The sequence below is a fragment of the Actinomycetota bacterium genome, assembly GCA_013152275.1.
In the GTDB taxonomy this organism is placed as follows: domain Bacteria; phylum Actinomycetota; class Acidimicrobiia; order Spongiisociales; family UBA4744; genus BMS3Bbin01.
On the sequence record JAADGS010000018.1, the window covers coordinates 54870 to 66825 of the forward strand.

Consider the following 11956-nt stretch of genomic DNA (forward strand, 5'->3'; position numbering starts at 1 on the left):
GACCCGAGGGTGCGATACGGAATGCGAAGCACCGGGTACGAGATGAGTGATGCGTACAGTCGGCGATCCACGCACCGGCGTTACTCAGGAGACTTCTGGGTGGACAACTGGAAACTACCCCATGATGCTTTCCACGCTAGCTCCGTACGTGCGTCGGCGTCGGCCTCGACGCGTTCTTGTGACAGATGGTGAGAACGGCGGGTAGCCTGTTGTCCGGTCGGGTACCGCGGACTCGAACCGGGAGGTTCCGTTGAACATCATCCTCGTCGGACCGGGGCGTGCAGGCACGGCGTTGTGTCTGGCTGCAGCATCGGCGGGTCACCGTGTCGTCGCCGTGCTCGGGCGCAGACGGGAGGCCGTCGAGGAGGCCGCTGCACGATTCGACGCTTCTGCCCTCTGCTTCGACGACGGTCTCCCCGCGGCGGATCTGCTCGTGGTGGCGGTGCGGGACGATGCCATCGAAGAGGTCGCCGGGCGGCTGGCACCGGGTGTGTCCAACGTCGGCGCCGCCGTTCACCTCAGCGGTCTGAAGCCGGCGTCGGCACTCGGTCCGCTGGCCGATGCGGGAGTGTCGATCGGCGTGCTGCACCCCCTGCAGACGTTGCCGACGCCCGAGGCGGGAGCCGCGGCCATTCCCGGTTCATGGTTTGCCGTCACCGCACACGATCCGGGACTCCGGTCGGATCTCGAAGACCTCGTCGCGTCGATCGGCGGGCACCCCTTTGCGCTCGGCGACGAGGATCGTGCCCTCTATCACGCCGCTGCCGCGACCGCAGCGACCGGTACGGTCGCCGTGCTGGCACTCGCGGCAAAGCTGTTTGCGGCGGCAGGTGTTCCGTTCGAGGCGGCCCGCCCGCTCGTCGAGGCCGTCGTCGCCAACGCATTCCGGCTCGGTCCGGGGGAGTCGCTGACCGGTCCGATCCAGCGGGGCGACGTCGGGACGGTTGCCGCCCAGCTCCAGGCCGTCGCCGATCGTCTACCCGAAGAGGTCGACCGGTTCCGGATGCTCGGTAGAGTCGTGGCCGAACTGGCGGGGACCCGAGACATCTTCGAGGAGATTCTGTGAACATCGTCACAACGTTCGAGGAGGCTCGGGCAGCGAGAAGGGGTGTCGTTGCCCTCGTGCCGACGATGGGCTACTTCCACGAGGGACACTTGTCGCTGATCCGCGCCGCACGCACCGGTGCCGACACGGTGCTCGTCAGCCTGTTCGTCAATCCTCTCCAGTTCGGCGAAGGTGAAGACCTGGACCGGTATCCGCGCGATCTGGACAGGGATGCCGCACTGGCCGACGACGCGGGCGCCGACGTGCTGTTCGCCCCCGCCGTCGAGACGATGTACCCGCTGGAGCCGGCGACACGGGTCACCGTCGGTTCACTCACCGACCACCTCTGCGGCGCCTACCGGCCGGGGCACTTCGAGGGTGTGGCGACGGTGGTCACCAAGCTCTTCGCCGGCCTTCAGCCCGACCTCGCCGTGTTCGGACGCAAGGACGCCCAGCAGCTCGCGGTGCTGCGTCGGCTCGCCATCGACCTGTCGTTTCCGGTTCGGGTGGTCGGCCGGCCCATCGTTCGTGAACAGGACGGACTCGCTCTTTCGAGCCGCAACCTCTATCTGTCGGGGGAGCAGCGTCGATCGGCGCTCGCGCTGTCGCGTGGCCTTGCCCGCTGCGCGCTGGCGGCGCTGGACGGGGAGCGGTCCGGGGCCGCGCTGGAGTCGATCGTGCGGACCGAGTGCGAGCAGGCTCCGGGCGTCGACGTGCAGTATGTGCAACTCGTCGACGCGCAAACGGTGCAACCGATCCCGGAACTCGACCGTGACGCGTTCCTGGCCATCGCCGCGCACGTCGGGACGACACGACTCATCGACAACGTCCATTTCTGGCTCGATGGAGGCAAGCTCACCTACGAGCTCGGCGAACGTCTCGACCGGGCAACGATTCTGGGAGGCAACTGACATGCTGCTCGCCATCGACATGGGCAACACCCAGACCGTCGTGGGTCTGCTGGAGGGCCCGCAACTGGCTCATCACTGGCGGTTCGCGACCGACCATGCGCGCACCCCCGACCAGTATCGGCTCCTCCTGAAGGGGTTCTTCGATCTCGATGGCATCGACGCCGACTCGGTCACCGGTGTCGTCATCTCATCGGTGGTGCCCCATGCGACCGAGACGCTCCACACGGCTGCGGAGTTGTTCGACTCTGCGGAGGTCCTCATCGTGGAGCCGGGCATCAAGACCGGCATGCCGATCCTGATCGACAATCCGAAGGAGGTGGGTGCGGACAGGATCGTCAACTCGGTTGCCGCGAGGCACGCCTACGGGACCCCCGTCGTCGTCGTGGACTTCGGCACTTCGACCAACTTCGACATCGTCTCCAGGAAAGGTGAGTACCTCGGCGGTGCGATCGCTCCGGGTCTGGAAGTCTCCATGGACGCGCTCGTGTCGGCGACCGCGGCGCTGCGGCGAGTTGCCCTCGAGCCGCCCCGTGCGGCGATAGGCAAGGGCACCGTCGAGGCGATCCAGTCGGGACTCCTCTACGGGCATGCAGGCCTGGTCGACGGGATCATGGCTCGAATCGTCGACGAGCTGGGACCGGACACCGCGACGGTTGCCACCGGTGGGCTCGCATCGGTGATCGTTCCGCACTGCCGCACCGTCGACCAGATCGACGAGTTCCTGACGCTGTCCGGTCTTCGGCTGCTCTGGGAGCGCAACGCGGGGTAAGGTGCTGCGGCCATGACCGACGAACACGAAACACCGCTTTCCGACGAGGACCCCCTTGCCGCGGACCCACTGACCGCACGGCGCCTCGCCAAGGTGGAGGCGTTGAGGGCGCTCGGCGAGGAGCCCTATCCACAGCGTTTCGAGAGGACCGCCACGGCGGCCGATCTCGCCGGGGAGTACGGGGATCTCGATCCCGGATCGTCGACGGGGGCGATCGTGTCGGTCGCGGGTCGGATCGTCAACATCCGGCGGCTTGGCAAGCTGAGCTTCTGCGTCTTGCAGGACGTCAGCGGGCAGATCCAGCTCTTCGTGGACAGGCGCACGATGGGAGATGACCGTTTCGAGCGGTTCGGCGAGGACATCGATACCGGCGACTGGGTCGGGGCGACCGGCGAAGTCATCACGACCCGACGAGGCGAACTGAGCGTGCGCACCGGCGAGATCCGTCTGCTCTCCAAGGCGTTACGGCCGCTGCCGGAGAAGTGGCACGGGTTGCAGGACAAGGAGCGCAGATTCCGCCGCCGCTACCTCGATCTGCTCGCCAACGAGCAGGCCAGGCGTGTCGCCAAGGTGCGGATCGACACGGTCGCGGCGCTCCGGGACTCCTTCGTCCGGCGGGGGTTCGTCGAGGTTGAAACACCGATGCTGCAATCCGAGGCCGGCGGCGCGCTCGCTCGGCCGTTCGTCACCCACCACAACGCGCTCGATATCGACATGTACCTGCGCATCGCCACGGAGCTGCACCTCAAGCGCCTCGTCATCGGAGGGATGGAGAGAGTCTTCGAACTGGGCAGGGTCTTTCGCAACGAGGGAATCGACGCGACACACAATCCCGAGTTCACGACGCTGGAGGCATACCAGGCGTTCGCCGACTATCACGACGTGATGGACCTGATGGAGGGTGTCCTCGGTGCGGTCGCCGAGGCCGCCACGGGGGGAGCGGTCATCGAGTATCAGGGCAGGACGCTCGATTTCACGCCGCCCTATCGTCGGGTCCGCCTTCTCGATCTGGTGGCCGAGGCGACCGGCGTGGAGATCTCCTTCGACCGCACACGTGAGGAGTTGGCCGATGTGTGCCGGCAACACGGCATCTCGGTGCATCCGGTCTGGGGCAAGGGCAAACTGATCGTCGAACTGTACGAGCGGCTGGTGGAGCCGAACTTGTGGGAGCCGACATTCGTGATCGACTTTCCGAAGGAGACCTCTCCGCTCGCCAGGGAGCATCGTGATGATCCGAACCTGACGGAACGGTTCGAGCTGTTCGCCGGTGGGATGGAGTTGTGCAACGCATTCAGCGAGCTGATCGACCCCGTCGACCAGCGGGCGCGCTTCGAGGCCCAGGCTCGGGCCAAGGCCGAAGGCGAGGAGGAGACCCACCCGGTGGATGAGGACTTCCTCAGGGCGCTCGAATACGGGATGCCACCCACCGGCGGGCTCGGGATCGGTGTGGATCGGCTCGTGATGTTGCTGGCCGGCGAATCAACGATTCGTGAAGTGGTCCTCTTCCCGACGATGCGCCCCGAATAACCGTTCTCGTGACGCTTCGATGGGATAATTCCCGTCAACCGTCACGAGAACAGGGTTTTGAGTCTTCGCACCGCTTCGGTGATGTCCGCCGTCGACTCCGCGTAGGAGAACCGCACAAACCGGTTCCCCTTTGCCGGGTCGAAGTCGATTCCCGGCGTGGCCGCCACGCCGGTCTTCTCCAGCCACGTGCGGCAGAGCTCCTGGCTGTCGTCGGTGATGTGCGAGACGTCGGCGTAGATGTAGAAGGCGCCTTCGGCGGGGGCGAGTCGTGTGATCCCGCATGCGGCGAGACCTTCGATGAGGATCCGGCGGTTCGCCGCGTAGCGGGCGACGTTGGCGTCGAGCTCCGCCGTGGAGTCGAACGCGGCCACCGCCGCGACCTGGGAGAGCGCCGGAGCGGAGATGAACAGGTTCTGGGCGAGTCGCTCCACGGGACGAACGAGGCCGTCGGGCAGGATCAGCCACCCGAGGCGCCATCCCGTCATCGAGTAGTACTTGGAGAAGCTCTGCACGATGACGGCCGATTCGGAGTGTGCGGCGGCCGTCGGTGCCGCCGGTCCGTACGTGATTCCGTGGTAGATCTCGTCCGACAGCATGCGGATGCCTCGTTCCTCCGCATAGGCGGCGAGGGTTCGCATCTCTGCGGTCGTGAGGATCGTTCCGGTCGGGTTCGCGGGGCTGGCGACCACGAGACCGTCGAGGGGCCCTACGGCGTCGAGCAGTCTCGGTGTCGGATTGAACCTCGTATCGGGACCGACCGGGATCGGCACGACCGCGACGTCCAACGCTTCGAGGATGTTGCGGTACGCCCCATAGCCGGGTTCGGTGATCGCCACCCGATCTCCGGCGTCGAACGCGGCGAGCGTTGCGAGCACGAACCCTCCTGACGCTCCGACCGTCACCGCGACACGTTCGGCCGGCACATCGACGCCGTACGTCTCCCTGTAGTGGGTCGCGATCCGGTCGCGAAGCTCCGGGATGCCGGTGGCATTCGTGTAGCCGAGCCGTTCGGTCTCCAGCGCCTTCGCGGCGGTCTCGCGCACCCGGGTCGGTGCGGGCGTCGATGGCTGGCCGACTTCGAGGTGGAGCACGTCGCCGGTGGTCCGTTCCCGCTCTGCGGCGGCTTTCATCACCTCCATCACGTAGAACGGAGCGACTTCGGATCGGCGGGAGGCTTTCACACGTCGGAGGGTAGCTCACACGCCGGTGACACTCGTGTGGGCGCGACCACGTGACTCGTGGTCGGCGTGGCGACCGCTCCGGCGTCGGTTCGGGTCTGTGGTCAAGCCCCGTATCTGCGAGGATCGGTCAGCTCGCCGTCGACGGCGAGCGTGCGTTCGAACCCATCGATGCCCGACAGCGTGCCTGTGACGATCACCGCGTCCCCGGGTTGGAAGCGCGCTGCCGCGGCCGACGCCACGATCACCTTGACGGTCAGTGGCCCGAACAGATCGGTGTCGATGGACCCGACGTCGACCGTCACACCTGATTCCGACCGCCCGGCCACGGTGCCGTTCCAGCGGATCTGCCGTCCGGCGTACCGTTCTTCGAATATCGCCGCCATCTGAAAGCTGAGCAGATGACCTCCGAAGAGCACATCGGCGACATCGAGCGGTTTGGGTCCGACCGGCGGGGTGTCGGGTGTGGGCTCGGGGACGGTGTCGCTTGGTTCGGCCGGTGGGGAGATCGTCACGAACTCGCCCGTCTCCGAGTCGAGTATCTCTTCGGAAGTGACCACTTCGGCCGGTGGGGAGATCGTCACGAACTCGCCCGTCTCCGAATCGAGTATCTCCTCGGAAGAGACCACTTCGGCCGGCGGCTCCTCGGCAAGAAGCTCCAGCCCGTCCCACGGCTGGAACAGGTCCGGTGCCGGCGGAGTCGAGTCGTCGTAGCTGGAGCCGACTCTGTTCGTTGGCATGTGCTCGCGTTGTGCGAGGACCGTTCCCGTGGCGAGGAGAAGGCGCGCGGTCTTCACGATCCTGTCGAGCTTGCGTTCGAAGATCCTGCGCTCGAACACGATGGTGTCATCGGTGATCTTCGCCGCCGGGAGTGTGACCAGGAGTTCGCGCACCGCCTGGCGCATCGGAGGGGTAAACACGGTCGCCAGTCGCTCCGGGTCGCTGGTCTTGACCGTGAACACCTCGTCGAACGCCTCGTCTCCCGTCTCTGCGTCCTGGGCTCCCAGGAACTCCGAGACCTTCGAGAGCCCGGTCTTGCGGGTCACCTGCAGGCCTACGCCGAGCGACGGGTACCGAACGCGATACCTCGTCGATTTCGTGTTGCCGGATGAGCGCACCTCGATCGTGAGGCCAAGTCCTTCGACCTCACCTTCGATCCTCGGAGGGGCCATGGCACTCTTCTTCTGATAGGCGACGCCGAGCAGGCGAGCCGCCCCTCGCCACGTCGCGGTGACCTGCCTGTTCGAGACCAGAGACAGGATGCCGATGCCGATTGCGATGGCGATGATGAGAGGGAAGTCCATACAGGTCAGTGTACGGGGTCATCACCCGACCTTTGCGTGAGGATGTTTCAGGAGACCGGCACCGAACTCCGGTACCGGGCCCTACGAGCGTGCCTGCTCGACCTGGGCCAGCAGGTAGTCGCCGAGGCCGGCCAGCACATTCCTGGAGGGGATGGGTGCAAGATCGGCGGCGATCGAGGCTGCCGCCAGGGATCTCGTGCGCGCCTCGTCGAGCACCTGATCGACGAAACCGCCGGCCCGGACGATGCGGATGACTTCGTTGATCGTTCCGGCCGCGTACGGGCGATCGGCCAAGAGCTCTCGGATGTGGGGTCCGTCGGCTCCTTCGAGCGCGTAGAGCAGGGGCAGCGTGAACTTGCCTTCGCCGATGTCCGACCCCGCCGGCTTTCCGAGGAACTCGTCGGTGGCGACCAGATCGAGCGCATCGTCGGTGATCTGGAAGATGATGCCCAGCTCCCGTGCCCACGCACTCAGCGCCTCGACCGTGGCGGGTGTCGCGTCGGCTGCCATCGCCCCCACGCGGGCCGACGCCCGGATCAGCGATGCCGTCTTCATCTCCACGACCCGGTAGTACTCGTCCGGTCCATGATCGAGATCGAAGTCCAACTGCAGCTCCAACGTCTGCCCCTCGACGAGTTCCGCATAGGTGCGGGAGAGAAGTCGAACGGCGTCGCGCCCGAGCGAGTCCGCAGCGAGCTCCGTCGCGCGGGCCATGAGGAAATCGCCGGCAAGGATCGCGACCGTGTTCCCCCAGTTGGTGTTCACAGAGCCCGTTCCCCGACGGGTCTCCGCCTCGTCGATGACATCGTCGTGGTAGAGGCTGCCAACGTGGATGAACTCGACGGCGACGCCCGCGTCGACGACACGATCGTCGATCGATCGCCCGAACTCACCTGCGATCTGCGCGAGGAGGGGGCGGAAGCGTTTCCCGCCGGCGAGCAGGAGGTGTTGCGCGATGTCGGTGAGGAACTCGTAGCTCGACATCGACACTTCGGCCAAGCGCGTCTCGACACGCCGCATGCGGTCCCAGACGGCAGGAATCGGGACCAGGTTCTCGAGTTTTGGTGTGTCCACTCGGGTTCTCCGTCGTTGAGCCAGCATGGTAGCGATCGCTGGGAAGGGGACCGACGCCGGGCATTGCACGACACGATCGAACCGTTCGCTTCCAGAATACGGCTCAGTTGGAATGGCTATCGTGTCGATGAGCCCTATAGCGGGTGCAGGTGCGTGTGACGAGGTACCCTGCGGTCGAGTTAGAAAGGGCCATCGCTATACTCTGAAGTTGCCTCCCCCATCTGTTTGGGGGTAAGGAATAGGAGGCACAAGGCCGTGTTCGAGCGATTCACAGACCGGGCTCGCAGAGTCGTGGTTCTCGCCCAGGAAGAGGCGCGCCTACTCAACCACAACTACATCGGCACAGAGCACATTCTCCTTGGTCTGATCCATGAGGGTGAGGGGATCGCCGCCCAGGCACTCCAGTCGCTCGGTGTGAACCTCGACGGGGTCCGGACTCAGGTCGTGGAGATCATCGGCCAGGGTCAGCAGGCTCCGAGTGGACACATTCCGTTCACGCCTCGGGCGAAGAAGGTTCTCGAACTGTCTCTGCGAGAGGCGCTGCAACTCGGCCACAATTACATCGGCACAGAGCACATCCTTCTCGGCCTCATTCGCGAAGGCGAAGGTGTCGCCACGCAGGTGCTCCAGAATCTGAACGCCGATCTTCCACGGGTTCGACAGGCCGTCATCCAGCTGCTCTCCGGCGTGCAAGGTGAAGAACGTTCGTCCGCGCAGGGGAGCGGCGGCTCCGGACGCGAGACCTCCGGTTCGGGCTCCACGATTCTCGACCAGTTCGGCCGGAACCTCACCCAGCTTGCCCGTGAGCACAAACTCGATCCCGTGATCGGGCGTCAGCGGGAGATAGAGCGGGTGATGCAGATCCTGTCTCGCCGAACGAAGAACAATCCGGTCCTCATCGGCGAACCGGGAGTCGGCAAGACCGCCATCGTCGAAGGTCTCGGACAGCGCATCGTCGCGGGCGAGGTCCCTGAGACCTTGCGCGGCAAGCAGGTGTACACCCTCGACCTCGGTGCACTGGTGGCGGGATCGCGGTATCGCGGCGACTTCGAAGAACGTCTCAAGAAGGTCTTGAAGGAGATCAAGGGTCGCGGCGACATCCTGCTGTTCATCGATGAGATCCACACCCTCGTCGGCGCGGGTGCCGCAGAAGGCGCCATCGACGCGGCGAGCATCCTCAAACCGATGCTGGCTCGCGGCGAGTTGCAGACGATCGGCGCGACGACGCTGGAGGAGTACCGCAAATACCTGGAGAAGGATTCCGCCCTCGAACGGCGCTTCCAGCCGGTACAGGTGGATGAGCCAGACGTCGCCGAGACGATTCAGATTCTCGAAGGTCTCAAGGATCGGTACGAGGAACACCACAGTGTTCGCTATACGGACGACGCCCTGGTGAGCGCGGCGAACCTGGCGGACCGTTACATCTCCGACCGGCACCTTCCCGACAAGGCGATCGACCTGATCGACGAGGCGGGCAGCCGGATGCGGATCACGCGGAGCGGGTCGTCGCCCGATCTCAAAGACGTCGACGTCCGGATTCAGGATGTTCGCGGCCAGAAGGCCGAAGCCGTCCGCTCTCAGCAGTTCGAACGTGCCGCACAGCTTCGAGATCAGGAGCGTCAGCTCATCACAGAGCGTGCCGAGCGTGAACAGGCGCTCAAGGCGAGCGGAGCGCCTGCAGCCTGGGTGATCGACGAAGAGGAGATCGCAGAGGTCCTCGCACAATGGACGGGGATCCCGGTTCATCGGTTGACCGAAGAGGAGACCGAGCGGCTCATCCACATGGAAGAGAAGCTGCACGAACGGATCATCGGCCAGCACGACGCCATCGTGGCGGTCTCGAAGGCGATCCGCCGTACCCGCGCCGGGTTGAAGGACCCCAAGCGTCCTGCCGGTTCCTTCATCTTCCTCGGACCCTCCGGGGTGGGGAAGACCGAGACGGGGAAGGCCCTCGCCGAGTTCCTGTTCGGTGACGAAGACGCACTCATCCAGCTCGACATGTCCGAGTACATGGAGAAGCACACGGTCAGCCGTCTCGTCGGCTCGCCGCCCGGATACGTCGGCTACGACGAGGGTGGCCAGCTCACCGAGGCGGTACGGCGCAAACCTTTCTCCGTCGTGCTGTTCGACGAGATCGAGAAGGCTCACCCGGATGTGTTCAACACGCTGTTGCAGATTCTCGAAGACGGACGTCTCACCGATGCGCAGGGCCGTCAGGTGGACTTCAAGAACACCGTCATCATCATGACGTCCAATCTCGGGACCGCAGACCTCCGCAAGAAGGCGGTCGGGTTCGTGGCCGGTTCCGGCGAGGTCAACTACGAGATGATGCGGGACAAGATCCACGACGAGCTCAAGAAGCATTTCCGACCCGAGTTCCTCAACCGTATCGATGAGGTGATCGTGTTCCACGAGCTCGCCGTCGAGGAGGTCAAGGAGATCATCGATCTCATGCTCGTGAGAGTGCGGGACCAGCTCAGGTCGCGAAGCCTCGAACTCGTCTTGAGCGATGCCGCCAAAGAGCACCTGGCAAGACGCGGCTACGATCCCGAACTCGGAGCCAGGCCGCTGCGTCGAGCGATTCAACGGCTGCTGGAGGATCCGCTCTCCGAGCGTGTCTTGAAGCGCGACTTCAAGGCAGGCAGCACGATCGTGGTCGACCGTACCGAAGGTTCGGATGTCCTCGATTTCGAGGAGATCGAAGCACCCGACCAGCCGCCCGTGGAACTGGCGGGCTCCGAAGGCTGAGCCCGGCGGCCACCGGGTCGGTATTTCGTACTTCGTACTTCGTACCGGGCAGCCCTCGGATCGTCCACGGTTTGCACGTAGCGCGGCGCCGCGACGCTCGCCGCACGGTGTTGGGTCGACATGAGGCCGCGATGCCGAATACCAGGTACCAGGTACCTCCCACTGCGAGCCTCTCCGGAGGCCGTCTGATCGGCCGTCCCGCTTCTTCGCTTGCGCCGGGAGTGGCTACACTCATTCGTAATTCTGGGCCCTATGGCCCCACTACCCACTACTCAGGAGGGCGTGTTGAAGATTCGAAATAGAGCGCTGTTGGTGCTCGTGGTATTTGCGCTCATTGCTGCGGCATGTTCCGGCACGGCGGAGACCACGACAACGGCAGCACCCGGAACGACGGCGGCACCTGCGACGACGACTACGGCCGCACCGCTGCCCGGCGCGGGGATCACGGTCGGCATGGCCTACGACATCGGTGGACGCGGCGACAAGTCGTTCAACGATGCGGCCGCCCGCGGTCTGGACAAGGCCAAGGCCGATTTCGGCATTGATACTCAGGAGCTCGAGCCGACGTCAGGCGGCGAGAACCGTGAAGAGAACCTCCGGTTGCTGTCCGAGGCCGGTGACCCGCTCGTGTTCGCCATAGGGTTCGCCTTTGCCGACGGGGTTACCGCCACCGCCGCGGACTACCCGAACATCCAGTACGCGATCGTCGACTCGGTCGTCGATGCGCCGAATGTTGCTTCGCTCGTATTTGCAGAAGAGCAGGGCTCGTTCCTGGTCGGCGCCGCTGCCGCGCTCAAGTCCAAGACCGGCAAGATCGGCTTCATCGGTGGTGTCGAGGTCGACCTCATCAAGAAGTTCGAAGCCGGTTACATTGCCGGAGCCAAGGCGGTGAATCCTGACATCGATGTCATGACTCAGTACCTGACGCAGCCGCCGGACTTCAGTGGGTTCGGCGATCCTGCCAAGGGCAAGGAAGCCGCGCTGGCGATGTACCAGCAGGGCGCGGACGTCGTGTACCACGCAGCGGGTGGTTCCGGTGGCGGCGTTTTTGAGGCCGCGAGGGAGTACTCCGAATCGAACGACACGCATGTGTGGGCGATCGGTGTCGACTCTGACCAGTACCTCGGTGTCGGTGCCGAACTCCAGCCGTACATTCTCACGTCGATGCTCAAGCGTGTGGACACGGCCGTGTACGACACGGTGCAGGATTTCGTCAATGGAACCTTCACCGCCGGCGTCCACGTCTTCAACCTTGCAGACGACGGCGTCGGATATGCCACCTCCGGTGGTTTCATCGATGACATCGTGCCGCAACTCGAGGACTTCAAAGCGAAGATCATTTCGGGCGAAATCACCGTTCCGACCACCCCGTAACCCTCGATCCACCAAGTGGAGCCGAG

9 protein-coding genes are annotated in these 11956 nt (G+C 64.9%); 6 read left to right on the top strand and 3 right to left on the bottom strand.

Going from position 1 to position 11956, the window contains the following annotated elements:
• Positions 1–250 precede the first annotated feature (250 nt).
• The 4 genes from GXP34_01515 to lysS are packed head-to-tail and all read left to right on the top strand — an operon-like array spanning position 251 to position 4252.
• Positions 251–1066, top strand: coding sequence for a DUF2520 domain-containing protein (locus GXP34_01515; protein ID NOY54643.1), 816 nt, complete (start codon positions 251–253; stop codon positions 1064–1066).
• A complete protein-coding gene (locus tag GXP34_01520; protein ID NOY54644.1) occupies positions 1063–1956 on the top strand; it encodes a pantoate--beta-alanine ligase in 894 nt (297 codons plus the stop codon). Before GXP34_01515 ends, GXP34_01520 begins: the two co-directional genes overlap by 4 nt.
• A 1-nt stretch (position 1957) precedes the next feature.
• The gene (locus tag GXP34_01525) at positions 1958–2725 is read left to right on the top strand and encodes a type III pantothenate kinase (GenBank protein NOY54645.1); all 768 of its coding nucleotides are present in this window, start codon (positions 1958–1960) and stop codon (positions 2723–2725) included.
• 12 nt (positions 2726–2737) lie between these two features.
• Positions 2738–4252: a lysine--tRNA ligase gene (lysS, locus tag GXP34_01530; GenBank protein ID NOY54646.1), complete on the top strand. Its 1515-nt coding sequence runs from the start codon at positions 2738–2740 to the stop codon at positions 4250–4252.
• 41 nt (positions 4253–4293) lie between these two features.
• Here the strand turns inward: lysS and GXP34_01535 are convergent, their stop codons facing one another.
• The 3 genes from GXP34_01535 to GXP34_01545 all read right to left on the bottom strand — a co-directional run bounded on the left by GXP34_01535 (position 4294) and on the right by GXP34_01545 (position 7808).
• Positions 4294–5391: an aminotransferase class I/II-fold pyridoxal phosphate-dependent enzyme gene (locus GXP34_01535; protein ID NOY54647.1), complete on the bottom strand. Its 1098-nt coding sequence runs from the start codon at positions 5389–5391 to the stop codon at positions 4294–4296.
• A 143-nt stretch (positions 5392–5534) separates the two neighbouring features.
• Positions 5535–6734: a hypothetical protein gene (locus GXP34_01540; protein ID NOY54648.1), complete on the bottom strand. Its 1200-nt coding sequence runs from the start codon at positions 6732–6734 to the stop codon at positions 5535–5537.
• 81 nt (positions 6735–6815) lie between these two features.
• On the bottom strand, positions 6816–7808 hold the full coding sequence (locus GXP34_01545; GenBank protein ID NOY54649.1) for a polyprenyl synthetase family protein: 993 nt from the start codon (positions 7806–7808) through the stop codon (positions 6816–6818).
• A gap of 255 nt (positions 7809–8063) precedes the next feature.
• Between GXP34_01545 and GXP34_01550 the strand changes: the two genes are divergently transcribed.
• Together GXP34_01550 and GXP34_01555 are read left to right on the top strand one after the other, a co-directional pair.
• Positions 8064–10556 carry an ATP-dependent Clp protease ATP-binding subunit gene (locus GXP34_01550; GenBank protein ID NOY54650.1) on the top strand — a complete coding sequence of 831 codons (2493 nt, stop codon included), beginning with the start codon at positions 8064–8066 and terminating at the stop codon, positions 10554–10556.
• Positions 10557–10808: 252 nt separating this feature from the next.
• Complete coding sequence (locus GXP34_01555) at positions 10809–11930, top strand: BMP family ABC transporter substrate-binding protein (GenBank protein ID NOY54651.1); 1122 nt, start codon at positions 10809–10811, stop codon at positions 11928–11930.
• Positions 11931–11956: the final 26 nt, after the last annotated feature.

Coding starts and splice junctions, on each gene's coding strand:
- GXP34_01535 (NOY54647.1), bottom strand. CDS start 5,391: ATGGAGGTGATGAAAGCCGCCGCAGAGCGGGAACGGACCACCGGCGAC.
- lysS (NOY54646.1), top strand. CDS start 2,738: ATGACCGACGAACACGAAACACCGCTTTCCGACGAGGACCCCCTTGCC.
- GXP34_01540 (NOY54648.1), bottom strand. CDS start 6,734: ATGGACTTCCCTCTCATCATCGCCATCGCAATCGGCATCGGCATCCTG.
- GXP34_01555 (NOY54651.1), top strand. CDS start 10,809: ATGGCCCCACTACCCACTACTCAGGAGGGCGTGTTGAAGATTCGAAAT.
- GXP34_01525 (NOY54645.1), top strand. CDS start 1,958: ATGCTGCTCGCCATCGACATGGGCAACACCCAGACCGTCGTGGGTCTG.